Genomic DNA, 23,945 nt, shown 5'->3' on the forward strand with positions numbered 1-23,945 from the left:
TCGGGCGCTTGTGGCCGCCCTAGGGGCGGTCGTATCCGTAAATGTCGGGTTGGAAGTGGAGGCCGCCCTTGTCGTCGACCCAGGACGTGAAATAGACGATATGGACCGGTACCTGTTCCTTGAGTTTCACGTGCTTTTCCGCGCCGGCGTTCATGGCCGCAAACATCGCCGGCTCGTCCCACTCGGGGAAGTCCTTCAACACGTACTTGGCCAGCTTTTCCGGTTCCTCGACGCGAACGCAGCCGTGACTGAAGGCACGGCCCGGCCGCTCGAACAGCGCGTCGGCCGGCGTGTCGTGAAGGTAGACGTTGTAGGAGTTGGGAAACAGAAACTTCACGTGGCCCAGGGCGTTGTTGGCGCCTGGCCGCTGCCGGAAGGCGAGGTTCCTCAGGGCGTCGGCATTGTCCCAATCCACGTCCGACGCCTTCAGCGTTTCGACCTTGTCACCCGACACCCGCAGCACTTCGATGTTCTGCTTCTCCAAGTACCGCGGATCGCGAGCCACCGCCGGCGCCGTCTCGCCTTCGGCGATCGAGTCGGGGATGTTCCAATACGGGCTGAACACGACCGTTTCCATTTCGTCGCTGAAAATCGGCGTGTTGTGCCCGGGCTTGCCAACCACCACGCGGATGTCCATCACGGTCTTGCCGTTCTCACGCGCGGCCATGGTGAAGTACGGAATGTTGACGATGAAGTGGCGGGCGCCCAGGTCGTTGGGCAGCCATCGCCACCGTTGAAGATTGATCGCGACCTGGCGGATGCGCGCCTCGATCGGCACGTTCAGCGCCGTCGTCGTGACCGCGTCCACCACGCCGGTGGCCTTCAGGCCGTGCAGTTCCTGGAACGACTTCACGGCCGCTTCAACATCCGTGTCGAACCGGTTCGATGGCGCTACCCCGTCGGCGGCCTTCAAGTGGCCGCTGGCCGCGAGCCGCTGGCGAAGCGCGACCACGGCGGGGCCGGACGAGCCCGGCTTCAACACCACCGCGGGCACGGCGGTCCATCCGCCCTTTTCTTTCTGCCCGTGGAGATCGTCGAGCGCCTTCTGCAGCGCCGCGTACTCGGGATGGGGCGGCCGCATCGACTCCACCCACTTCATCGGCTCGTCCACGGCCTGCGCAAACGTGGCGGCGTAGTCCGGGGCCACGCGCTGGTTCTTCCAACTGCCATCGGGCGTGTTCGGCTTGGATCGGCCCATCGCGACGTCACGCCCGAAGGCGAGCAGGCCGGCGGTGAGGCGCACATCGAACTCGGCGAGGCGCTTCAAGCGTTCGGGGGACTCCTTGTCGAGGGCCTCAACGGCCTGGCCCATGGTGAGCAGCTCGGGGGTGGCGTAGTCCGCCGGGTCGAACCCGTGCTGGCGCGCGGTGTTCAGGACCTGCAGCGCCTCGGTGCCCTTGGCGGTCGGCCGCCGCTGGTCCACCCATGCCGGGGCCTCGGCTCTTTGTGTGTAGAACGTGTGTAGATCTGTCCAAACCTCTGCCGTGATGCCGGGCGCGGGATTTGCCGCGAGAATCTCGTGGAGGGCCGGTGTGACTTCGTGTGATTTCGCGGCCTTGGCGCAGCCAGCGGCGGTCACCACGCCAACGAAGACGAGGGACAGAACCAGGGCAAATGAGGTTCGCACGGTGCTCGTATGAGCAACGGCCGTGCCACCGCCGGCGCCAGCTCGTGGCTAGTCGAACACTTCGACGATCACGACCGTGATGTTGTCGGGGCCACCCTTCGCGTTGGCGGCCGCAATCAAGTGCGCACACGCGCCCTGCGGGTCGCCACGAAATCGCGCCAGGGTGTCGGCCAGTTCCGCGTCGGGAACCATCCGCGTGAGGCCGTCGCTGCACAGCAACAGGCAGTCGCCCGCCGACACGCGCACTTCGTCCAGCTCCACTTCGACGTCGAGCTCGCGGCCCAGCGCGCGTAACAGGACGTTCTGGTGGACCGACGTCAGGCTCTGCTCGCGGTCAATCAGGCCGGCGCGCACCTGCGCCTCCACCAGCGAGTGATCGCTCGTCACCGGCTCGATCTGGCCGTCGTGCCAGAGGTAGGCGCGGCTGTCGCCGACGTGCGCAAGGCTCAGGATGTCGCCCTCGATCCAGGCGCTGACCACGGTCGTGCCCATGCCGGTGTGGACCTTGTCGGCCTCGGCGTGGTCGTAGATGGCGTCGTTCGCCGCGCACACCGCGTCGCCCAGACGCGCGGATCGCGGCAAACGGGCGCCGGCGGTCGTGACGCCAGGCGCTTCGTCGAAGAGGTCGCCGATCACCTTCACGGCGATCTGGCTGGCCACTTCTCCGGAGGCGGCGCCGCCCATGCCGTCGCACACCACGAACAGGCCTTGTTCGGGGCGCGCGAGGTAGGCGTCTTCGTTGATGGGACGGACGCGGCCCACGTCGGTCGCCGCCCCCACTTTCAATTGCATCGGGGGTATTCTCTCCGCATGAGATGGCTCGTCAAAGAAGAACCTGAAAACTACTCGTACGCGCGGTTTCAGGCCGACGGGAGCACCGTGTGGGCCGGCGTCAAGAACCCCGTGGCCCAGAGAAACCTGCAATCGATGAAGAAGGGCGAACCGGTGTTCTTCTACCACACCGGCAAGGAGAAGGCGGTCATCGGCACCGCCACCGTGGCGGTGGAGGCCTATCCGGACCCGAAGAACGCGAACCTGGTGGTGGTGGAACTGGCCGCCGGCAAGCCGCTCAAGCGGCCGGTGACGCTGGCGGAGATCAAGGCCGACAAGCGCTTCGCCGACATGCCCCTGGTCCGGATTCCCCGGTTGTCGGTTCAGCCGGTGACCGACGAGCAATGGGACATGATCGAGGCGATGAGCAAGTTCGCCTAGGCGGACTTACCCACCGAATCCAGCGCGTCCCACCGCGCCATGGCGGTGAGCAGCTCCCGCTCGATCGCCTCCACGCGCGTCACGGCTTGCCGGATAACGTCGGCACCCTCTTTGTAGAAGTCGGGCCTCGCCATCGCCGCCTGCAGCCGCTTCTGCTCCTCTTCGAGCGCGGCGATGCGCTTGGGCAGGTCGGCGTATTCCTTCTCTTCCTTGAACGACCGCTTGGACTTGGTCTTTGATCCCGACGACTGTCTGCCGGTTCCCGACGATTGCCTGGTAACTCCCGACGCTTCCTTGGTAAGTCCCGACGATTCTTTGGCAGCTCCCGGCAGTGCTTTTGACTGCCTGAGCCAATCCTCGTAGCCGCCGACGTACTCCTGCACCTTGCCGTCGCCCTCGAACACCAGCGTGCTGCTGACGACGTTGTCCAGGAAGCGGCGGTCGTGGCTGACGAGCAGCAGCGTGCCGGGCCATTCGACCAGTTGCGCCTCGAGGAGCTCGAGCGTCTCGAGATCCAGGTCGTTGGTCGGCTCGTCCAGCACCAGCACGTTGGCGGGCCGCGTGAACAGGCGCGCGAGCAGCAGGCGGTTGCGCTCGCCGCCCGACAGCGCCTTCACCGGCGAACGGGCGCGCTCGGGCGAGAACAGGAAGTCGGCAAGATAGCCGTGCACGTGCTTGGGCACGCCGTTCACCGTCACGGTGTCGGCGCCGTCGCCGACGGTGTCCACCACCGTGCGTTCCGGATCGAGTTGCTCGCGCTGCTGGTCGTAGTAGGCCACCTGCACGTTGGCGCCGCGCCGCACCTCGCCCGCCTGCGGCGGAATCTCCCCCAGCAACAACCGCAGGAGCGTCGTCTTGCCGGCGCCGTTGGGTCCGATCAAGCCGATGCGGTCGCCGCGCATGACCCGGAGCGAGAGGTCGCGGACCACCGGCGAGGCGCCGAACGAATGACTGAGGCCCTTCGCCTCGAACACCATCTTGCCGGACGGGTCGGCCTGGTCCACCTGCATGCGGACGTTGCCCATCTGGGCGCGGCGCGCCGCGCGCTCGGCCCGCATGGCCATCAGCGCCTTGACGCGGCCCTCGTCGCGCGTGCGCCGCGCCTTGACGCCGCGCCGCAGCCACACTTCTTCCGACGCCATCTTCTTGTCGAACTTGGCGTTCTGCAGTTCTTCGTTGGCCAGCCACTCTTCCTTCTTGCGCTCGAAGGTGGCGTAGTCGCCGGGCCACGAGGTCAGCGTGCCGCGGTCGATCTCGACGATGCGGGTGGCGACCTTTTCGAGGAAGGCGCGGTCGTGCGTCACGAAGATGACCGCGCCGGCGTAGCCCAGGAGAAAGGCTTCGAGCCACTCGATGGCTTCGATGTCGAGATGGTTGGTCGGTTCGTCCAGCAGCAGCACGTCCGGCTGGCTCACCAGGGCGCGGGCCAGCAACACGCGCCGCTTCCATCCGCCCGACAGCGTGTCCACGATCGCTTCGGAGGGCAGCCCCAGCTTGGTCACGATCAGCTCGACGCGCTGCTCGAGGCTCCAGCCATCACGCTCTTCCAGCTCGTGCTGGAAGTTCCCCAGCCGCGTCATCGCCTCTTCGCTGTAGTCGGTGGCCACCTCGACGGCGGCGTGGTGATAGTTGGTGATCAGGCTGGAAAGGTCACCCAGCCCGTCGGCAATCACGTCGAAGACCGGCCGGTTGGCGGCCAGGGGCACGTCCTGGACGAGCCGGGCCACGCGCGCCCCGGGCTGGGTCCACACCGTGCCGGAGTCGGGCTTCAGGTCACCGCCGATGATCTGCATGAGCGTGGACTTGCCGGTCCCGTTGCGGCCGATGATGGCGATGCGTTCGCCGGGTTCGACCTGCAGGGCAGCGCGGTCGAGCAGCGGCAGGTGGCCGTAGGCGTGGGAGATCTGGTCGAGCACAACAAGTGGCATGGAACTCTCAAGCGTACCGCAAAACGGGCCATGGACTAGCCAGCCGCAGATTTGACGCAGATTACTGACGTCGGCGAACTCCTTGAGCCGATGCGGCGCCGTCATGCCCGGGGCGAGCTCGGCGGCTGCCCGCGTCGTCTGGGGCTAATCTGCGGCTGCCTGCGTCATCTGCGGCCCTGGTGTATTCTGCGGCCCATGAACACGCCGTTTCGACTTGCCTTGCTTGCCTTGGCCCTTCTGGTATCTGTGTTATCTGCGTCATCTGCGGCCCAGTCTGCGTCTGCGGCCCAGTCATCGGCGTTGGAGGCAGAAACCCTCCAGCACTTCCAGGCGCTGCTCAAGCTCGACACGCAGAGTCCGCCGGGCAACGAGGTCCGCGCGGTCGAGTACCTCAAGCAGGTGCTCGACAAGGAAGGCATCCCCTACCAGGTGTTCGCCAAGGACCCGACGCGGCCCAACCTGGTCGCGCGGATCAAGGGCAACGGCAAGAAGAAGCCCATCCTGATCATGGGCCACACCGATGTCGTCACCGTGGACGCCAAGAAGTGGACGCATCCGCCCTTCGGCGCCGTGCGTGAAGGCGGCTACATCTATGGCCGGGGCGCCGTCGACGACAAGGACAACCTGACCGCGGCGCTGATGATGATCCTGCGCCTCAAGCGCGAGGGGACGCCGCTGGACCGCGACGTCATCATGCTCGCCGAGTCTGGCGAGGAAGGGGCGCCGGACGTCGGCGCCCAGTTCATGGCCGACAATCACCTCGACGCGATCAACGCGGAGTTCTGCTTCGCCGAAGGCGGCGGCGTGGTCCGCGAGGGCGGCAAGGTGCGGCAGGCCAACGTCGGCACCACCGAGAAGGAGCCGCGGCCGATCGAGGTCATCGCGCGCGGCCCCGCGGGCCACGGCTCGGTGCCGTCGAAGAACAACGCCGTCACGCACTTGTCGGCCGCGGTGGGCAAGGTCGCCAACTGGGTGCCGCCGCTCCGCGTCAACGAGACGACCGGCGCCTACTTCCGCAAGCTGCAAACGATGGTGACGCCTGAGGTGGCCAGGGTCTACCGCGACGTGCTGAGCCCCGACCCCAAGGTGAACGGCCCGGCGGCCGAGTGGCTGCTCGAGAACCAGCCCGCGCACTGGTCCATGCTCCACACCTCGCTCGTTCCCACCATCGTCGACGCCGGGTTCCGCTACAACGTGATCCCCTCGGAGGTGAAGGCGACCTTCGACGTGCGGCTGCATCCGGATGAAGACCAGTCGAAGTTCCTGGACGAAGTGCGCAAGGTGATCAACGACCCCACCGTCGAAGTGCGGTGGTTCCGCGATCGCTACCGGCCGGCGGGCGGGTCTCGGCTCGACACCGAGGCCTATGCGGTGCTCGAAGCGCAGCTCAAGAAGCACTACAGCACCGAGGCGCTCCCCACCATGGGCACCGGCGCCACCGACATGTCGAACATCCGCGCGAAGGGCCCGCAGTGCTACGGCATCGGCCCCGCGATCGACACCGAAGACGGCCCCAAGGGCTTCGGCGCGCACAGCGACCAGGAGCGCATCCTCGAATCGGAGCTGCATCGCTTCGTGCGGTTCCAGTACGAACTGGTGATGGAGCTCGCGCGGGCCCGGTAGGGCCTTGACTTTCCGCGGTCCGGCAGGCAGATTTCTCTTCATTCGGCCCGGTCGCTCTCGTCCGTGCGTGTTCGTCGTCATTCAGCGCGTTGCTGCAAGACCTGTTGGGAGGCTAACCATGAAACGGCTAACAAGCGCGGTGGTCGCGGCGTTGTTCATCGTGACGGCAACGGCATTCGCGCAGCAGGGCACGGCGGATCTTCGCGGGAAGGTTGCCGACCAGCAGGGTGGGGCGCTGCCGGGAGTCACGATTGTGGCCCGGCATCAGGAAAGCGGGCTCTACCGCGAAACGGTCAGCGGGGCCGACGGCACGTTCTTCCTGAGTGCGATGGCCCCGGGGGTCTACGAACTGTCGGCTGAGTTGACGGGCTTCAAGAAGTACCAGCGGCGCGATGTGGAGCTGGCGGTCGGGCGCACCACGCAGTCCGACGTGCAGCTCCAGGTCGGCGGGATCGAGGAGTCGGTCACGGTCACGGGAGAGTCTCCTCTGGTCGATACCAGTTCGAAGGCGATCGGCGGAAACGTGAGCGCCAAGGAGTTCGTCGAGATCCCGAGCTTCAACCGCAACTTTGCCGGCTACCTGGGCCTGCTGCCGGGAGTCGTCGCCACGGTGTCGATGACCACGTTCGGCGCCGACTCGATCAGCGTGGCTGGCCAGAACGTCCGGAACGTCAACTACACGATGGACGGGTCCAACAACAACGACACGTTCAACGGCGGCAACGGCGGCGCCCAGGCCCGCGTGCCCCTCGAGGCCGTCCAGGAATTCCAACTGCTGACCAGCCAGTTCGACGCCGAGTACGGGATGTCGTCAGGGGGCGTGGTGAACTCGGTGTCGAAAGCGGGCACCAACAGCTTCCGCGGCAGCGTGTTCGGGTTCTTCCAGGATGAGCGCGGCACGGCCCTCGACTATTTCGCGGCCAAGCAGGGGCTCGAGAAGCCGGCGACCAAGCAACAGCAATTCGGCGGCACGCTCGGCGGCCCCATCCTGAAAGACAAGATGCATTTCTTCGCCAGCGTCGAGCGCGTCATCCTCGACGGCGGCGTCACGATCAACATCCCCAGCCGCCCGGACCTGAACCGCACGGCGTTCGAGAACACGCGGGTCTGGAACACCTACCTCCGCGTCGATCACCAGTTGACGTCCAACCACACCTACGGGGTCCGCTGGCTTCGCGAGACCTCACCGCAACCCGTACAACTGCTGGACACCTGGACGGAGCCCCGCACCGAGGCCGAGACCGACGTCGATTGGACCGTGGTCGGCAACCTCAGTTCGGTGATCGGATCGACCAAGGTCAACACCTTCCGGGTCTCCGCGGTGAAAGAAGACGTCTTCTTCGGCAACCCGAATTTCAACAGCAACGGCCACGACCAGAAGATCCTGTTGCCAACGCTCAACCACCTGAACTTCAGCGACCAGCAGAGTGCCCGCGCGAACCGGCGGCTCGACGTCGCCTACGGTGCCGACAACGTGTTTGCGTGGTTTGTGCCCAACAAGGCGGGTGACCACGACCTCAAGTTCGGCGTCAACTACCTGTATTCGACGCTGCGGGTCGAGGACTACGGCAACATGAACGGCACCTTCACCTTCAACCAGGACCAGCCGTTCAACGCCGCCAATCCTCGCACCTACCCGGAACGGCTGTCGGTGCGCGTCGCCAACCCCGTTAACTTCCTGATGAAGGGCCACTTCATCGGCATGTTCGCGCAGGACAAGTGGAAGGTGAAGGACCGGCTCACGATCAGCGCCGGCGCACGCTACGACATCGAGGTGCTGCCCACGCCCAACCGGGACAACCCGCTGTCTTCCGGCGATCCGGACAGTTACCCAATGGACTCGAACAACATCGCGCCCCGTCTCGGTTTCAACTACACCATGGACGCCGAGGGACGGTCGGCCCTGCGCGGCGGCGTCGGCCTGTTCTATCAACGCACGTCGTACACGTTCCTGACCAACATGTTTTCGAACGGCCGTAATTCGAGTTCGTTTACGGTGCAATTCCCGACCAATAACATCGATCCGGGGCCGCGCGCCGGCACCATTCCGACCGACCCGATGCTGCGCAACGGACCGGTCGTCAATCACGCGGCGATCGATGCGCTGTTTCCACCGGGGACGACCCAGCGGAATGTCGGCACGGTCCGATTCGACAATCCCGATCGGCAGGTCGCCTGGTCGAGACAGTACAGTCTCGGATACGAACGGCAGATCGGCGCCAGCCTGGGCGTGGGAATCGATTTCATCCGGTCCGAACAGCGCGCGCAGTACATGCTGAAGGATCTGAACCCCGGCCGTCGGTCAACGGGCCTTGCCACCGGCAGCGTGACGCGCACCAACCCTCTTGTCGGCAGTGTCGGAGAGTTCGCCGCGCGCGTGGACACGCTCGTCAACGAAGGCTGGATCAACTACAACACGATTCAGGTCTCGGCGACCAAGCGGCCCACCAACGGCCTGATGGCGCGTTTCTCGTACGCCTACTCGCGCGGCCGCGGCAACACCGCCACCGGCCAGGGGGACACGATCAACTCGCAGTTCCTTGACGACCTGCGTCTGACGGGCAACGAAATCGGCCCGACCAATGTCGATCGTCCGCACATCGTCTCGTTGGCGGCCTCTTATGACGTGCCGCGCACGGGCGGGCTCAAGGTGAGCGGCGTCGTGCAGGCGCGCGCCGGCACGCCGTTCTCGCTAATCGACACGACGTTCGATGCCGACCAGAACGGCCTCACCGCGAACGAGTACCTTCCGGCCGGCACTTATCGTGGCACCGGCGAGGATGCGATCACGGTCGACTACAAGGGGGGACGCAACGGGGCGCGAGGGCCTAATTTCCTGAGTGTGGATTTCCGGGCTGGATACCAGATCCGGATGGCCGGCGTGCGCAGCCTCAACTTGTTCGTCGACGTCTTCAACATGACTAACGAACCGAACTTCGCCAACCCGTCCGGCGACCGGAGAGCGGCGGCGACCTTTCTGAGGTTGACCACGATCTTCAACGGCGGGCCGACCCGGACCGTGCAATTCAACATCAGGTACGGCTTCTAATGTGCGCGTCGGGCCCCCGCCTCGGGGGTCCGACTACCCACTCACTCCCCGGACGGACCACTAGTGCATCAGAAACTGAGGCATGATGCCTCGATGGCGATGAATCGCGGGTGGTCGTATCGGGAGCAAGTCGGGCCCGAAGGCGCCGGTCGCACCGTGCTCGACTACCTGGCCGCCACCCGCACCCACTCGACCGCCGCGGCATGGGCGGAGCGGCTGGGCCGTGGCGAGATCGAGATCGAAGGCGTGCGCGCCCGCGGCGCCGCGGTCCTTCGCCCCGGCCAGATCGTGGTGTGGCATCGTCCGCCCTGGGACGAGCCGGACGTGCCGTCGCGGTTCGAGGTGATCTACGAAGACGAGTCGATGGTGGCGGTAGACAAGCCCAGCGGCCTGCCCACCATGCCCGCGGGCGGGTTCTTGCAGCACACGCTGCTCCACCTGGTGCGCGAGCGGTATCCCGAGGCGAGCCCCATGCACCGGCTGGGCCGCTGCACCTCAGGCGTGGTGTTGTTCTCGCGGACCCACGAGGCGGGATCGGCGCTCGCGAGGGCCTGGCGCGACCACGCGGTGACGAAGACCTACCGCGCGCTCGGCACCGGCGTCGCGCACACGGACAGGTTCGAGATCGATGCCGCCATTGGCCCGGTACCGCATCCACTGCTGGGCGAGGTGGAGGCCGCCTCGGCGACCGGCAAGCCGTCACACAGCGTCGCGACGGTCCTCGAACGCGGAACGGATCGCACGCTGTTCAGCGTGGACATCACGACCGGCCGATCGCACCAGATCCGGATTCACCTCGCCTATGCGGGGCATCCACTGGTGGGCGATCCGCTTACGGCGAGGGCGGCACGATCAAGATCGACCCTGGACTCCCCGGTGACGGCGGCTACCTGCTGCATGCCGAGCACTTGCGCTTCGCGCACCCGATCACGGGGCACGCGCTACACTTGCACGCACCGCCGCCGGCCGCGCTCCGCACCACGGCCGAGGCATCCCTGGTCCGCTCCCACTAGAATCGAGACGCCATGCCGCTCAACCACTACATCACGCTTGGCCACTCCGGGCTCCGGGTCAGCCCGCTGTGCCTGGGGACCATGACGTTTGGCGAAGACTGGGGCTGGGGCTCCACCGTGGCCGAGTCTGAAGCCATCCTCGATCGCTTCCTGGAACGCGGCGGCAACTTCATCGACACCGCGAACGGCTACACCAAGGGCCACTCCGAAGTGATCATCGGCGACTACTTCGCCAAGTCGCCCGGGCGCCGCGACCGGGCGGTGATTGCCACCAAGTTCCTCACCAACCTCTATCGCGGCGACCCGAACGGCGGCGGCGCGGGCCGCAAGTCGATCATCGCGGCCTGTGAGCAATCGCTGCGCCGGCTCCGCACCGACTACATCGATCTCTACTGGATGCACTTCTGGGACCGCTTCACGCCAATCGAAGAGACGATGCGCGCGCTCGACGACCTGGTTCGGGCGGGCAAGGTCCGCTACATCGGCATTTCCGACACACCGGCGTGGAAAGTCGCCCAGGCGCAGACCCAGGCCCACTTCCGCGGCTGGGCGCCAATCATCGCGCTGCAAATCGAGTACTCACTCATCGAGCGCACGGTGGAAGGCGAACTGACGCCGATGGCGCTGGAGCTGGGTCTCGGCGTGACGCCGTGGTCACCGCTCCGTGGCGGCGTGCTGTCGGGGAAGTACACGCGCCAGAACCAGGGCCAACTGAAGGCCGACCGCGGTGAGCGGGTCACCAACTTCCTGACCGAGCGCACCTACACCATCATCGACGAACTGATTCGCATTGCCGGCGAGCTCAACTCGACGGCGGCGGCCGTGGCGCTGGCCTGGGTGCAGTCGCGGCCGGGCGTCGCCTCCACCATCATCGGCGCGCGCCGGCTCGATCAACTCGACCAGAACCTGGCCGCGCTCGACATCGTGCTCACCGAGGCGCACCTCGCCGCGTTGAACACCGTGTCGGCACCGACCCTCGCCTTCCCCGCCGGCTTCGGGCCGATGGCGGCCATGTTCGGGCAGGGCGGCACCACCATCAACGGCACGCCGTCGCAGATGTGGCCATTGCTGCCGCAGAGTGACGACGACCGTTACTGACCGGGAAGACAGCCGCAGATACGCTCGCGGGCGCGTGTCGCTTGTCTCAATGCAGCCGCAGATTACGCAGATTACACAGATTCAGCGACGGCCCGCCCGCGCGAACCGCATGCCGGAGGACCCGCGTCGCCGGGCGCGGGCGAACGAGGCTGCTACTGCGAATGACCGCGAGCGGTCACCGGCCAGACCACCTCCACGCGATCCTTGCGAATGCCGTAGATGTAGTCGTACAGGTTCACCACCGGATCGCAGTGCGGCACGATCAGCTCGAGGCGATCGCCCATCTTGTAGCTCTTGCTGGCTTCCTTGAACGTGATGGTGCCGAACTCGTCCGAGCCGGGGTTGTAGTCCATGCCCGGCTCGCCGATCACGCCGGGTCGCGGCACGTTGAGCGTGAGGGCCTTGGCGCCGGCGTCGGTGGTGAGCCGGCCCGGGAAGCGGTTGTTGACGATGGTGGCGAGCACGGTCAGCGATGATGCGAAATCCGAGTAGACCGGGTTACCGTCTTCGCCACCAATCGCCAGGTACTGCATGTCCATGAAGATGTAGCTGCCGACCTGCACGTCGGTGAACCCCGGCACGAGGTGCTGGATGTTGTAGGTGCCGGTGCCGCCGCCGCTGAAGATTTCGGTGTTGAGGCCGGCTCGCTTCATGGCCTCGAAGGTGCGCGCGTTGTCGTCGATGTTCTTGAGCGCGCGCTCCTTGCGCTCGGCGAAGCCGGTGATGTGCTGGGCGCCGCCGTCGTACGACAGCACGCCGCGGAGCTTCAGGTTCGGCAGCCGGTCCACAAGCTTGGCCAGGGCGAGGGCATCGTCGCCAGGCGGAATGCCGCTGCGAGTGCCCACCGCCATGTCGACCACCACGTCGGCCGTCACGCCCGCTTCTTTGGCGGCGGCGTTCAGGTCATGCGCGTTCGGCTCGTAGTCCACCGCCTGGATGAATTGCGGCGTGCGCTGGCGCAATTGCATAGCACGGCGGATCTTGTTGGCCGACAGGTTGCCGGTGGTCATGCAGATACGATCGAGGCCCTGCCCGGCCAGCGCCTCCGCCTCGCTCAGCTTGGCGGCGCAGATGCCGAGCGCGCCGGCGGCCATCTGCAGTTTCGCGATGGGCGCGCACTTGTGGGTCTTGGCATGCGGCCGGCTGCCGATCTTGTTGGCGGCCAGCGAGCGCTGCATCTTCGCGATGTTCCGCTCGAGCTTGTCGAGGTCGACGCACAGCGCCGGCGTGTCGAGATCCCACTTCGAGATGCCGGTGGTCATCGGCTTGACCGGCGCGAGAATCTCTTCCGCGGTGTAGCCCTTCACGGGCCTGGGGATCCACACGTGGGCCGCCGTGGCCGCCGATGTGGCGAGAAATGCGCGACGAGTCGAATGGGACTTCATGCTGGCTCCTGTTGCTTGTCCAAGGAAGACTGCCGCAGATTACACAGATTACGCAGATTCATCCACGGCAATCCCACGCGAACAAGGATGCCGGAGGACCCACGCCGGCCTTCGGCCGGCAGGTGAGGCCCCGGGCTACGAACCCGAGAGACATCGGAGCCCTCTTGGACGTCTCTCGAGGTTCGTGGCCGGGGCCTCACCGCCGTCGCCGGGCAAAGCCCGGCGACGTGGGTCCTCGTGCCTCTGCGTCTAATCTGCGCAATCTGCGGCCCGTTAAGACAGGCGCGGGCGGACCTTGCGGATCCACCACAGGATGAAACCGGACACGAACAGGATCGGCGGCCCAAGTCCGAACAGGAACCAGATGACCTTCCCGGTCTGGCCGCCGACGCCGCCGACGTGCAGCGGCGCCATCGCGGCCATCGCCGCATCCCCCATCGTTCGCCCGGACGAGGTCGTGGCCAGGCGATCCCCGGTGTATTGATCCAGGTAGATCGACGTGAGTTCCGACCCGGCCGGCGTTGGGCTCTCGTTGGCGAACATCACGAGGAACGCACCGCGATCGCCGAACGGCATCACCACTCGAGCGACGTGCTGTCCCGCCGCGAATCCCCTCGCCCGATCGAGCATCTGGGCCCACGACGGCGGGGTGTTGCCCGCCGCCGGCGCGCCCGACTGCGGCGACCGCGCCACCGTAATCGTTGACACGCTGTCCACGACCGCTCGCAATCCTGACGGGAACACGAACGACAGGCCGGTGACGGCAAACATGACGGTGAACGCCACGGTCCAGATGCCGATCGCGCGATGCAACTCCCACAGCACGCGGCGGCTTGGCCGCCATAGCCTTGGCGACGGCGGGCCGTCGCGGCTGGTGTCCACCATGAATCCCCGGCGCCAGGCCCTGGCGCCCGGCCACCAGATCACGAGACCCGTGGCGCACAGGATCAGGATGGCGAACGCGCCGGCGCCGTTGACCAGCCGCCCGGCGCGCCCACCCAACAGGTTGAAGTGCAGTTCCTGCAACGCCTGGATCGGCGTGTGGTCCGGCAGTTCGCCCAGCACGTCGGTGCTGACCGGATCGACCAGGACGGTCCTGAACTCGACGCCGCTCGTGACATAGGCGAGATAGGTGGGCCGTGACGTGGTGGGCGCCTCCACTCCCGACAATCGGTGCCGGGGATAGGCGCGGCTGACGCTCGCCATCACCGCCACGGGTTCGGCCAATGGGCCGGTGGCGCGAGCGGTGAACAGGTGGGGGTGCAGCGCCCGCTGCATGTCGATGCGAAAGACGAGCGCTGCCCCGCTGATGCCGATGACGAACACGTACAGGCCCGTCGCGACTCCCACGACGACGTGAATGTGGAAGAGGAGACGTCTCATCGCTGTCTCACTGCCAGCCGCGTTGTCAGCGGCGGGCGCCGAGATTGAAGCGCGCGCCGGCGACGACGGCGCGCGGCATCGCCGGATAGCCGAGCACGCTGTCGTAGGCCTGGTCGCCGAGGTTGTCGCCGCGAACGAAGAGCGTCAGCGTGTCGTGGACGCGGAGATCGAGCCCGAGCCCCATCACCGTGTAGCCGGGGTTGACCGTGATGTCGGTGGTGATGGCCGCCGGTCGCGCAGCGTTCGGCACGGTTCGGAGGAAGAGAAAGCTGTTGTCGTGCCGTTCGCCGACGAGCCGCGCATGGAAGGACACCGAGGCGCGGCCGCGGACCCACGACGCGCGGACGGCGCCCGAGTGCTTCGGCCGGCGCAGCAGCGGCTGTCCCGGCTGGAACTGCTGGCTGGTGCTGATGTTGGTGACCACGCGGTTGTCCACCAGGGCATAGCTCGCCGCCGCGGTGAAGCCGGCCACCGGACGCTGCAGCGCCCACTCCACTTCCCACCCATCCGCCTTCGAGCCGTCGATGTTGATGAGCTCGGCCACGCCGTCACCGACGCGGCCGCCGCGGTAGGCGATCTGATCCGTGTAGTCGTTGTTGAAGTAGGTCACCAAGGTATGGAACCGCTGGTCGGCGAACGTGGCTTCGACGCCGACATCACCGGTGCGCGCGCGCTCCACGGCGAGGTCCGGCGCCGGATCGGCGTAGGGACCGCCAAACCGATCGCCAAGCGACGGCGACTTGATGCCCTTGCCGAGGTTGCCGAACACCTTCACCGACGACACCGCGCCGCGACGGAAGGGCACGACGAAGCCGCCCACCGACAGCTTCGGGCTGAAGAAGGTGTCGAAGCCCTCCTTGCGGTCGAAGCGGCCGCCCACGGTGGCGAACCAGCGATCGCGGGCCGTGAATTGCTGCTGGACGAACGCCGAGTGGTTGGTGAGCCCCCTGCCGGCGCTGAGCGGGTCGCTCTCGCGCTCCCACTCGTACCCGGCGCTCAAGCGGTGGCCGGACCAGGCGTAGTCGGCTTGATACCGGACGGCCGGCCGGCGGAACTGCGACGTGCTGGTGAACGGAAAGTCGTACGACTGCCCGGAGGCCAGGAACTGTCCCGGCGCCGGCGTCGCGCCGGCGGCCACCAGGGCGTTGAACTCCGCGGCGTCAACCAGGCGCACCAGCCGCGTGCCGTTCGGGAAGATCGCGTTGGGCGTGCCGGCGAGCACGGCGTAGGTGACGACGCCGGGGTCGCTCACCGTGTCGGCCGACACGCTCTTGTAGCGGAAGTAGTTGAACGTCGCCGTGCCGGTCAGCCGCGATCCCAGCGAGTGCGACAGGTCGACGTGGCCCGAGAGGTCGCGCGTCTCGTAGGCGCCGCCGCTGTCCCGGGCGCCGTAGCTGATCGGCCCGACGGCCTTGCCGGAGCCCTTGGTGTAGCGCACCGCGCCGCGCACGCCGGCGCGGCGGCCGAGCGTGGCGCCCAGGCCCGCGTCAAACGCCGTCTGCTCGAACCGATCGTCTTCCGGCAACAGGTCCGCAAACGCGCCGCTGGACCGGCGATGCGAGATACCCGCGGAGTAGTCCACCGAACGGGACGCGCCGCCATTGAGGCGCAGGTCGCTGCGGAGGGCGCCGAACGAGCCGCCTTCGGCCGACCCGGTCGCCTGCGCGCCATCGCCGGCGCCGGCGCGCCTGGTAAAGATCTGCACCACGGCGCCCATCGCGTCGGATCCCCACAGGGAGGACTGCGCGCCGCGCACCACCTCCACGCGATCGATCTCGGCGGCGTTGATGCGGCTGAAGTCGAATCCGCCGCCACTCTGGTTGACGCGCACGCCGTCGATCAGGACCAGGTTGTAGTCCGACTCGCCGCCGCGCGAGAACATCGACGCCAGCGCGCCGTCGCGCCCGTTGCTCTCGATGTTCACGCCCGGCACGTAGCGGACCACGTCGGCGAGCGAGGCGCCGCCGAGCGCCTCGATGTCGGCGCGCGTGAATGCGGTCACCGACTCGGTGACATGGGCGCGACTCTCGGCCCCGCGCGCTGCCGTCACGACCAGCGCGTCGGCGACGCCGCCCAGCTGCAACGTCACGTGCTTCGTCACCGTCTGCCACCCGCCGGCCACCGCGATCACTTGATCGGCGAAACCGTCGCGGTGCACGCGCACTTCGACCGGCACGCCGGCCGGGAGGTCGAGGCGGTAGTGCCCGTCGGCGCCGGTCGCGGCGCTGGCAATTGAACGGCCGGCGGCGAGGGCCTCGACCGTGGCTCCGGCAACGACGGCGCCCGACGTATCGGACACGACGCCTTGCATGGCGATGCCGGCCGGCGCCGCCTGATCGATGCGGCGTCCGGCGTTAGCCGGACCGGCAGCGACCTGAAGAATGAACAGGAAAACGAGTACAGAACGAAACGGCAGGTACATGACCGCAGCCTCCTCGGGCCAGTCGAATGGTTGCTGCTTGGGCAGGTCTCCTGGCTTGGAGGATGCAGTAGTGGCTGCGGCTCGCTTCACCTTCCCCGGCAACACGCCGAGTGGCATTCGAAGCGAGCGTTCCGTCCTTACAGTGGCGGGACCGCGCCGGTGTTACACCGGACTTCCCTGTTAGGCCCTCGTGGGCACCCGAGCAAGGTCAGTTATATCACGCGGTCGCGCGTCAGTCGCGAACCAGGCCGGCGTTGCCGGCCATGGCCGGCTCGCGCCGGTGACGCATCGCGATCAGCTTGCCGACCGCAATCACGAAGATCGCGCCGGCCGCGGGAATGGCCAGGTGGAGCGCTCGCGAGGTCCCGTGCAGGAGCGGCGCCACCATCGGGTCGGTGATCGCCATGTCGAGCGCGGTCCAGCCGAGAATGCCGGCGCCAAGGGTGATGATGATCGGCCAGCGTTCCATCAGCTTCATCAACATGCTGGCGCCGAATACCACCAGTGGAATGCTGATCAGCAGCCCGAGGGCCAGCAGCAGCACGCTGCCCTTCGCCGCCGCCGCCACCGCCACGACGTTGTCGAGGCTCATCACGAAGTCGGCCACCACGATCGTCTTCACCGCCGCCCACAGGTGGTCCGCCGGGGCCACGTCGGCCTCGTCCGATTCGGGGAGCAGCAGCTTCACGGCGATCCACAGCAACATGGCGCCGCCGGCCAGCTTCAGATAGGGAAAGCGCAGCATCTGCACGGCGACCGCCGCCAGCAGCACGCGCAGGGCCACGGCCGCGCCGGCGCCCCAGAACACGGCGCGTTTCTGCTGCCGCTCTGGCAGCGAGCGCGCCGCCAGGGCGATGACCACGGCGTTGTCCCCCGACAGGATCACGTCGATGCCGATGATCGTGAAAAAGCCGGTCAGGAAGGCGGGCGTGAACAGTTCATCCATGACAGGGTAGCCCGATCATACCTTGAGGCCCGGCGGGGCGCTCCACGCTATACTGGATCCCGAACTTCCCTTGATTTCCTTCGCCAATATCAACAAGCAGTACGGCAAGCAGCTCCTGTTCGTCGACGCCTCGTTCCAGCTGAACCCCGGCGAGAAGATGGGGCTGGTGGGGCCCAACGGCGCCGGCAAGACCACGATCTTCCGGATGATCATGGGCGAAGAAGGCCCGGACGAGGGCGACGTCACCGTCCCGAAAAAGCTGACCATCGGCTACTTCCGCCAGGACGTCGAAGAGATGTCGGGCCGCTCGGTGCTCGACGAGGCCATTGCCGGCAGCGGCCGCGCCGGCGACCTCCATCACGAACTCGAAGAGCTGCAGCACGCCATGGCCGATCCGGCGCGCGCGCACGACATGGACAGGATCCTCGCGCGCTTCGGCGAGGTGCAGGAAGAGTACGACCACCTCGGCGGCTACGCCCTCGAAAGCCAGGCCCGCGAAGTGCTCCATGGCCTCGGCTTCGACGACGACCGCGTTGACGGCGACGTCGGCGCGCTGTCGGGCGGCTGGAAGATGCGCGTCGCCATGGCCCGCGTGCTGCTCGGCAAGCCCGACGTGCTGCTGATGGACGAGCCGACCAACCACCTCGACCTCAAGTCGATCATCTGGCTCGAAAGCTTCCTGAAGTCGCACGACGGCGCCCTGCTCATGACTTCGCACGACCGCGAATTCATGAACCGCATCGTCTCGAAGATCGCCGAAATCGACAGCGGCGAGATCACGCTCTACTCGGGCGACTACGACTTCTACGAGCGCGAGCGCGCCTTGCGCGAGGCCAACAAGGAAGCCGCCTACGCGCGCCAGCAGTCGATGCTCGCCAAGGAACAGCGCTTCATCGATCGCTTCAAGACCCACGCCGCCAAGGCCTCGCAGGTGCAGAGCCGCATCAAGGCGCCCGACAAGATCGAGAAGCTCGAGCTGCCCAAGCAGCGCGTGGTGGTGAAGTTCACCTTCAAGGATCCGCCCCGCTCCGGCGACCAGGTGGCGGTGATCGAGGGACTCGCCAAGGCCTACGGCGAGCGCGTGATCTACGAGGGCTTCAACCTCACCATCCGCCGCGGTGAGCGCTGGGCGGTGATGGGCCGCAACGGCGCCGGCAAGACCACGCTGCTCAAGATGCTCGCCGGCGCGCTGGCGCCCGACGACGGCGAGGTGCGGCTGGGCGCCAGCCTGAAGATGGGCTACTTCGCGCAGCAGTCGCTCGACCTGCTGGACGGCGATCTCACGGTGTTCGAGCAACTGCAGAAGGACTTCTCGCGGGAAGGCGTTGGCGCGCTGCGCTCGCTGGCCGGCGCCTTCCAGTTCTCGGGCGACGATGTCGACAAGAAGATCCGGGCGCTGTCGGGCGGCGAGAAGTCACGCCTGGTGATGGCGCGCATGCTCTTCGACCCGCCCAACTTCCTGATCCTGGACGAGCCGACCAACCACCTCGACCTGGCGACCAAGGAAATGCTGGTGGATTCGCTCAAGGCCTTCGAGGGGACGATGATCTTCGTGTCCCACGATCGCGCCTTCCTGCGCGGCATCAGCAACCGCGTGCTGGAGCTCGGCGGCGAGACCGGCACCGACACGCACCCGCACGCGTATCCGGGCTCCTACGTGGAATACGTCGAGCGCACCGGCCACGAAGCGCCCGGCATTCATTCCTAGCCCGAGCGGCGACCGCGCGAGGTGAAGCGCGTGAACGAAGTCGAACAACGGCTCTTCGACCTGACCAACGGGCAACGCCGCCGCGGCGGGCTCCGTCCGCTGGTCGAAGCCGCCACCTTGTCGCTCGCCGCGAGGCGCCACAGCGAAGACATGCTGCGCCGGCGTTTCTTCGCGCACGTCAACCCCGACAGAAAAACGCATGCGGATCGCATCAACGCGGTCCTGCAATGGACGTCGGGCGAAACGGCGGAGAATCTCTGGATGCGTTCGGGTCCGGTGACACCGGCGAACCTGACGGGCATTGTGGACGAGGCGATCAGGCAACTGATGGCCAGCCGCAGCCATCGGGCCAACATCCTGAACCGCCGCTACGACCACCTCGGCATTGGCGTCGCCCTGACCGCGTCCGAGGTGCGCGTGACCCAGCTGTTCGCTCGATTCGAACGCTGAGTCACGCGACCGATGCCTTAGCGGCTAGAAGTGCACGCGCACGCCGCCCCACACCAGGTAGTTGTTCTTGATGTCGTCGGCGTGATCGAGGAACATCCGCCCTTCGCCGATGAAGTAGACGGGATGCGACGGGTGGGTCCCGAGCGGGATGCCGAAGTGCAGCATCCACGCGGGGGTAACGGTGTCACTGCGGGTCACGTCCCAAAGCGACACGCCGGTCCCGATGAACGAGCCGCCGCCGACATACTTGTTCAGTTCCACGTCGGCGAAGACTTCGTGCTCGCGCACCTTCTTGTCGTCGGTGACGAGGCTCAAGGCCACGCCGAGGCCACCGGCCAGTTCCCAGTCGTTGTCGAAGCGCTTGGCGGCGCCGAACTTGAAGCCGACCAGCGGTGAGCACTGGGCGAAGTCGGTCGCGCCCGCGTTGGCGAGAACCGGCGAACCGTCAACGGTCGAGCGGCCGTCGATCGGGCGGACCCGGCGATCCTTGCCGCCGAGCACGTCGAAGAAGAACGGCGACGCCTTAACGCTGGCCACGGCCGGGGCCGTCTCCACGATGACGGGCGGCGCGGGCGGCGGGGGCTCGACCACCACCGGCGGCGCGGGCGGCGGTGGGGTCACCACCGGCGCGGGCGGCGGCGGAGCCGGTGCGGGCGGCGCCTCGCGACGGATCTCCTGCACCGACACCAGCGACAGGTTGCCGCATTCCTTCGGGACGATGAATGTATGGATGCGATTGTCGGCGGTCACCCGGAACAGGTAGGTCTTGAACGGCTGGCGTCCGGACCAGCGGAGCTTTTCGAGCCGGCTCGGCGTGCGATCGCGCCGTCCCATGTTCGGCCGGTAGGCCATCCACTCGATGGTGGCGCCGCGCTGAAATTCGCATTCGACCAGCACGCCATCCACGGGCGTCGCATCGCTGCATGACGCGATCACGGCAGCGGGCGCGCCGCTCGACAACACGGCCAGCACGGCATCGGCGGTTCCGCTCACGCCCGCGTCACCCAGGACCTTGCGGACGTCGTCCGCCATGCCTTTGGTCTCCGCCATGCGCTTGAGGCTCGCCGGGTTGGTCAGCTCCGGCTTGTGGAACGACGTCGAGCCGCCCAGCCGCGTCGCATTTCGGTAGCCGTCCGCGTCACGCGGCGGCTGGGCGGTGGCGACCGAGACCGACAGCAGCGAAACAACGGCCGCAAGCCCGGCGCCGATGGTGACACGTCTGATTACACTTGAGCTTTTTCCGTACATAACGCCATCCTTCGAGTCGCTGCGCCAAGGCCCTCGGCGCACGACAATAGTTTTTCCGGCGGTGGCGGAACCACTGCGGCGCGTCCGCTACCGCCGGTCGATACCCCCGACCCAGCCGGGCCGTGGGCTCTGCATGAAGAGATTGCAAGAGGGCTGCCGTCGCGGGCGCAGGCAATCCACACTGGGAGCACTCAAGTTGTCCCATCCGGTGCCTGATTCGGGCAGGTGGGAGGTCCAGCCGCACCGTATAATGCCGTGCTGGCGCGTCATGCCGGGGCGCCGGGCGGAGGACTTTTGATGGATCAGCACAAGCGAGCGCGGCGATCGTTGGTGACGGGCATGGGAGCGGCCGCGGCCGCCGTGGCCCTGGCAGGCACGCGGGTGGGCGCTCAAGCTCAGGCGCCGCCGCCGGCGCCACCGCCGGCCACCGCCTTCAAGCCGGTGCGTCACGACAAGGACGCCTGGTTGGACAAGATCCCCGGCAAACACCGCATGGTGCTCGACGTCACCTCGGCCACCGGCGTCGGCGAGGCCCTTGGCTTTGCCAACAACCTCTTCACCGGCAACAAGACCGGCTACAACCTGGACGATGCCGACCTGGCCATGGTGATCTGCCTGCGGCACTCCGCCACCGTCTTCGCGTTCACCGATCCCCTCTGGGCGAAATACGGCAAGGCGATGGCCGACGCGGTGAAATACACGTCGCGCACCGGTGAGCCGCCCACCACCAATCCTTACAACGCGGCACCGCGCAGTGCGTTCGATGGCCTGGCCAAGCGTGGCGTGCAGTTCATGGTGTGCGACACCGCCAGCCATCGCTTTGCCCGCATGCTGGCGGGCAGCGGCGACGGCGAAGCCGTCTACAAGGAGATGGCCGCGAACATGATCCCGAGCAGCCGCTTCATGCCGGCGGGCGTCGTCGGGACCACGCGCGCGCAAGAGTACGGCTACAGCCTGTTGTTCGTCGGGTAAGTTCCGTTCGTCGGGTTCGTGTCCGTTCGTCAAACCCGTCTGCGCAAGGGGGCCCAATGGATTCGATTCAGCGTCGTGGATTTCTCGGGCGGCTGATTGGCGCGGCGTCGGCGTTCGGCGTGTCGCTGGCCACGCCACTCGCCGCGTCGGCCCAGGCACCGGCGGCCGAGACGTGGCTCGCGGAGGTGAAGGGCACGCACCGGTGCGTCTTCGATTTTTCGAAGCACATGAACGGCGTCGGGCTCCTGCACATCCTCAACTACCTGAGCACCTATGCGGCGGCCTACAAGGCGGCGCCGGGTTCAGTGGGCGCCGTCGGGACCTTTTACGGCATCGGCCCGGGGGCCAGCATCTCGCTGGCGTTCAACGACGCGATGTGGGCGAAGTACGGGCTTGGTGAGTACGCCGGACTCAAGGACGCCGCGGGCAAGCCCTACGCGCGCAATCCATTTCACCGCCCGACCGCCAGCGAGTTGCATCTCTTGATGCAGGCCATGCAGACGCCCACGATTCCGATGTTCGCCGGCGCCATGCCCGCCCTCGGCATCGAGAGCCTGCAGAAGATGGGCACCAAGTTCCTGATCTGCGCCAACGCGCTCGGGGCGTGGTGCGGAGAACTCGAGGCGCGGGGCAAGGGCAAGTCGGCGGATCTCGACAAGGAACTCCGCGCCAACATGCTGCCGGGCGTGACCATCGTGCCGGCCATGGTGATTGCGATCGAACAGGCGCAGGCCGCCGGCATCGCCTACAACCGCCAATGAGGTTGGCGACGGGAACGACGAAATGATGGAGGCTCACATGAAGATACTGATGCGCACGGCCGCTGCCGCCGTGTTGTTGCTGGCCCCTGCCGCAGCGCTGGCGCAGGACCCGCGGATTGCCGACGCCGTGCGCGTGCTGCCGCAGGACCTGCGCGCCGGCGCGACCGTGGTCACCTACGACGCGGCGACGGGCGCCCGCACGGTGCTCCGCCAGGGCACCAATTTCATCGAGTGCCAGCCGACGATGGCCGACGGCTTCACGCGCTGCTATCACAAGTCGCTCGGCCCGCGCCGCGACCTCGAGGCGAAGCTGCGCGCCGGGAAGAAGACCGACGAGCAGATCGCGGCGGCCGTCGCCGAAGCGGTGAAGGCCGGCACGGTGCCGCCCAGCGCGCCCGCCATGATGTCGTACCGCGGCTACGACAAGCGCGACCGCATCCAGAACCTGTGGGTGATCTCGCTGCCCAACCGCACGCCCGAATCGGTGGGCGTGTCGATCGACAGCCAGCGCGACGAGGCGCTCGAGGGCTACGGGCTGCCCTGGATGATGCTGCCGGGCACGCCCGGCGCGCACGTGATGATCCCGATCAACCCCGCGGTGAAGGTCTCGGCCATCACCGACGTCGCCCCCACTGAAGTCGAGCAGGCCGTGCTGCCGCTGCCCGACGACCTGAAGGCCGGCGCCACCGTCTATAAGTACGACCCCAAGACCGGCGAGCGCATCACGCTGAAGAAAGGCACCAACCAGGTGGAGTGCACGCCGCGCGGCGCCGACGGCTTCACGTGGTGCTACAACGTCGTTGGCGCGGCGCGGCGCGACTTCTCGGCGAAGCTGCGCGCGCAGGGCAAGTCCGACAAGGAAGTGACCGAGGCGGTGGACGCGGCCACCAAGGCCGGCACGCTCAAGCCGACACCCTTCGGCACCATGTCATACCGGCTCTACGGCAAGAAGGATCGCATCCAGTTGCTGTGGGTGCTGTCGGTGCCCGGCGCCACGCCGGAGTCGATCGCCGTCTCGGAAGGCAGCCAGCGCGACGAAGCCCTCAAGGGCCAGGGCGTGCCGTGGCTGATGCTGCCCGGCACCCCGGGGGCCCACATCATGATCCCGATCAACAAGTAG

General features: G+C 67.1%; 18 protein-coding genes, 2 pseudogenes and 1 riboswitch. Of the genes and pseudogenes, 10 read left to right on the forward strand and 10 right to left on the reverse strand.

Annotation, left to right across the window (positions count from 1 at the left end; all coding sequences use genetic code 11):
• Window positions 1-19: 19 nt before the first annotated feature.
• Both WC815_18975 and WC815_18980 read right to left on the reverse strand, forming a co-directional pair.
• Complete coding sequence (locus WC815_18975) at window positions 20-1,627, reverse strand: L,D-transpeptidase family protein (GenBank protein MFA5910867.1); 1,608 nt, start codon at window positions 1,625-1,627, stop codon at window positions 20-22.
• Window positions 1,628-1,675: 48 nt separating this feature from the next.
• A complete protein-coding gene (locus WC815_18980) occupies window positions 1,676-2,419 on the reverse strand; it encodes a Stp1/IreP family PP2C-type Ser/Thr phosphatase (GenBank protein ID MFA5910868.1) in 744 nt (247 codons plus the stop codon).
• Window positions 2,420-2,437: 18 nt separating this feature from the next.
• On the opposite strand from WC815_18980, the gene WC815_18985 reads away from it, so the two are divergent.
• The gene (locus WC815_18985; GenBank protein ID MFA5910869.1) at window positions 2,438-2,839 is read left to right on the forward strand and encodes an EVE domain-containing protein; all 402 of its coding nucleotides are present in this window, start codon (window positions 2,438-2,440) and stop codon (window positions 2,837-2,839) included.
• Here WC815_18985 and WC815_18990 read toward each other — a convergent pair.
• The 3 genes and pseudogenes from WC815_18990 to WC815_19000 all read right to left on the reverse strand — a co-directional run bounded on the left by WC815_18990 (window position 2,836) and on the right by WC815_19000 (window position 4,872).
• Window positions 2,836-3,387 (reverse strand): hypothetical protein, encoded by a 552-nt coding sequence (locus WC815_18990; protein ID MFA5910870.1) that lies wholly within the window; start codon window positions 3,385-3,387, stop codon window positions 2,836-2,838. The genes WC815_18985 and WC815_18990 overlap by 4 nt on opposite strands.
• Window positions 3,373-3,903 (reverse strand): annotated as a pseudogene (locus WC815_18995) (ATP-binding cassette domain-containing protein). Before WC815_18995 ends, WC815_18990 begins: the two are co-directional and overlap by 15 nt.
• Window positions 3,898-4,872: pseudogene (locus WC815_19000) on the reverse strand (ATP-binding cassette domain-containing protein). The pseudogenes WC815_18995 and WC815_19000 overlap by 6 nt, the downstream one beginning before the upstream one ends.
• A 195-nt stretch (window positions 4,873-5,067) precedes the next feature.
• On the opposite strand from WC815_19000, the gene WC815_19005 reads away from it, so the two are divergent.
• The 4 genes from WC815_19005 to WC815_19020 all read left to right on the forward strand — a co-directional run bounded on the left by WC815_19005 (window position 5,068) and on the right by WC815_19020 (window position 11,550).
• Complete coding sequence (locus WC815_19005; protein MFA5910871.1) at window positions 5,068-6,390, forward strand: M20/M25/M40 family metallo-hydrolase; 1,323 nt, start codon at window positions 5,068-5,070, stop codon at window positions 6,388-6,390.
• A gap of 118 nt (window positions 6,391-6,508) precedes the next feature.
• Window positions 6,509-9,439 (forward strand): carboxypeptidase regulatory-like domain-containing protein, encoded by a 2,931-nt coding sequence (locus WC815_19010; protein ID MFA5910872.1) that lies wholly within the window; start codon window positions 6,509-6,511, stop codon window positions 9,437-9,439.
• Window positions 9,440-9,532: 93 nt separating this feature from the next.
• The gene (locus WC815_19015; GenBank protein ID MFA5910873.1) at window positions 9,533-10,537 is read left to right on the forward strand and encodes an RluA family pseudouridine synthase; all 1,005 of its coding nucleotides are present in this window, start codon (window positions 9,533-9,535) and stop codon (window positions 10,535-10,537) included.
• Entirely contained in the window at window positions 10,465-11,550 is a 1,086-nt protein-coding gene (locus WC815_19020) for an aldo/keto reductase (GenBank protein ID MFA5910874.1), read from the forward strand. The genes WC815_19015 and WC815_19020 overlap by 73 nt, the downstream gene beginning before the upstream one ends.
• A gap of 152 nt (window positions 11,551-11,702) precedes the next feature.
• On the opposite strand, the gene WC815_19025 is transcribed toward WC815_19020, so the two are convergent.
• The 4 genes from WC815_19025 to WC815_19040 form a co-directional block, all read right to left on the reverse strand.
• A complete protein-coding gene (locus tag WC815_19025; protein MFA5910875.1) occupies window positions 11,703-12,935 on the reverse strand; it encodes a DSD1 family PLP-dependent enzyme in 1,233 nt (410 codons plus the stop codon).
• A gap of 273 nt (window positions 12,936-13,208) precedes the next feature.
• Window positions 13,209-14,318 (reverse strand): PepSY-associated TM helix domain-containing protein, encoded by a 1,110-nt coding sequence (locus tag WC815_19030; protein MFA5910876.1) that lies wholly within the window; start codon window positions 14,316-14,318, stop codon window positions 13,209-13,211.
• Between the two features lie 25 nt (window positions 14,319-14,343).
• Window positions 14,344-16,740, reverse strand: a complete 2,397-nt coding sequence (locus tag WC815_19035; protein ID MFA5910877.1) for a TonB-dependent receptor — start codon at window positions 16,738-16,740, stop codon at window positions 14,344-14,346.
• A gap of 22 nt (window positions 16,741-16,762) precedes the next feature.
• A riboswitch (cobalamin riboswitch) is annotated at window positions 16,763-16,957 on the reverse strand.
• A gap of 15 nt (window positions 16,958-16,972) precedes the next feature.
• Complete coding sequence (locus WC815_19040; protein MFA5910878.1) at window positions 16,973-17,686, reverse strand: TerC family protein; 714 nt, start codon at window positions 17,684-17,686, stop codon at window positions 16,973-16,975.
• A 70-nt stretch (window positions 17,687-17,756) separates the two neighbouring features.
• Here WC815_19040 and WC815_19045 point away from each other — a divergent pair, with 70 nt between their 5' ends.
• A complete protein-coding gene (locus WC815_19045; protein MFA5910879.1) occupies window positions 17,757-19,394 on the forward strand; it encodes an ABC-F family ATP-binding cassette domain-containing protein in 1,638 nt (545 codons plus the stop codon).
• Window positions 19,395-19,424: 30 nt separating this feature from the next.
• The gene (locus tag WC815_19050) at window positions 19,425-19,844 is read left to right on the forward strand and encodes a CAP domain-containing protein (protein ID MFA5910880.1); all 420 of its coding nucleotides are present in this window, start codon (window positions 19,425-19,427) and stop codon (window positions 19,842-19,844) included.
• Between the two features lie 24 nt (window positions 19,845-19,868).
• On the opposite strand, the gene WC815_19055 is transcribed toward WC815_19050, so the two are convergent.
• Window positions 19,869-21,092, reverse strand: a complete 1,224-nt coding sequence (locus WC815_19055; GenBank protein ID MFA5910881.1) for a hypothetical protein — start codon at window positions 21,090-21,092, stop codon at window positions 19,869-19,871.
• A gap of 255 nt (window positions 21,093-21,347) precedes the next feature.
• On the opposite strand from WC815_19055, the gene WC815_19060 reads away from it, so the two are divergent.
• The 3 genes from WC815_19060 to WC815_19070 are packed head-to-tail and all read left to right on the forward strand — an operon-like array spanning window position 21,348 to window position 23,945.
• Window positions 21,348-22,064, forward strand: coding sequence for a hypothetical protein (locus WC815_19060; GenBank protein ID MFA5910882.1), 717 nt, complete (start codon window positions 21,348-21,350; stop codon window positions 22,062-22,064).
• Between the two features lie 56 nt (window positions 22,065-22,120).
• Window positions 22,121-22,825, forward strand: coding sequence for a hypothetical protein (locus tag WC815_19065; GenBank protein MFA5910883.1), 705 nt, complete (start codon window positions 22,121-22,123; stop codon window positions 22,823-22,825).
• 37 nt (window positions 22,826-22,862) lie between these two features.
• Window positions 22,863-23,945 carry a hypothetical protein gene (locus tag WC815_19070; protein MFA5910884.1) on the forward strand — a complete coding sequence of 361 codons (1,083 nt, stop codon included), beginning with the start codon at window positions 22,863-22,865 and terminating at the stop codon, window positions 23,943-23,945.

Source organism: Vicinamibacterales bacterium, assembly GCA_041659285.1.
In the GTDB taxonomy this organism is placed as follows: domain Bacteria; phylum Acidobacteriota; class Vicinamibacteria; order Vicinamibacterales; family UBA2999; genus 12-FULL-67-14b.

Bases quoted from the DNA above. Each gene is read 5' to 3' on its own strand.
- WC815_18980 (MFA5910868.1), bottom strand. From the start codon at position 2,419: ATGCAATTGAAAGTGGGGGCGGCGACCGACGTGGGCCGCGTCCGTCCC.
- WC815_18985 (MFA5910869.1), top strand. From the start codon at position 2,438: ATGAGATGGCTCGTCAAAGAAGAACCTGAAAACTACTCGTACGCGCGG.
- WC815_19010 (MFA5910872.1), top strand. From the start codon at position 6,509: ATGAAACGGCTAACAAGCGCGGTGGTCGCGGCGTTGTTCATCGTGACG.
- WC815_19015 (MFA5910873.1), top strand. From the start codon at position 9,533: ATGGCGATGAATCGCGGGTGGTCGTATCGGGAGCAAGTCGGGCCCGAA.
- WC815_19020 (MFA5910874.1), top strand. From the start codon at position 10,465: ATGCCGCTCAACCACTACATCACGCTTGGCCACTCCGGGCTCCGGGTC.
- WC815_19025 (MFA5910875.1), bottom strand. From the start codon at position 12,935: ATGAAGTCCCATTCGACTCGTCGCGCATTTCTCGCCACATCGGCGGCC.
- WC815_19030 (MFA5910876.1), bottom strand. From the start codon at position 14,318: ATGAGACGTCTCCTCTTCCACATTCACGTCGTCGTGGGAGTCGCGACG.
- WC815_19035 (MFA5910877.1), bottom strand. From the start codon at position 16,740: ATGTACCTGCCGTTTCGTTCTGTACTCGTTTTCCTGTTCATTCTTCAG.
- WC815_19040 (MFA5910878.1), bottom strand. From the start codon at position 17,686: ATGGATGAACTGTTCACGCCCGCCTTCCTGACCGGCTTTTTCACGATC.
- WC815_19055 (MFA5910881.1), bottom strand. From the start codon at position 21,092: ATGTACGGAAAAAGCTCAAGTGTAATCAGACGTGTCACCATCGGCGCC.
- WC815_19065 (MFA5910883.1), top strand. From the start codon at position 22,121: ATGGATTCGATTCAGCGTCGTGGATTTCTCGGGCGGCTGATTGGCGCG.
- WC815_19070 (MFA5910884.1), top strand. From the start codon at position 22,863: ATGAAGATACTGATGCGCACGGCCGCTGCCGCCGTGTTGTTGCTGGCC.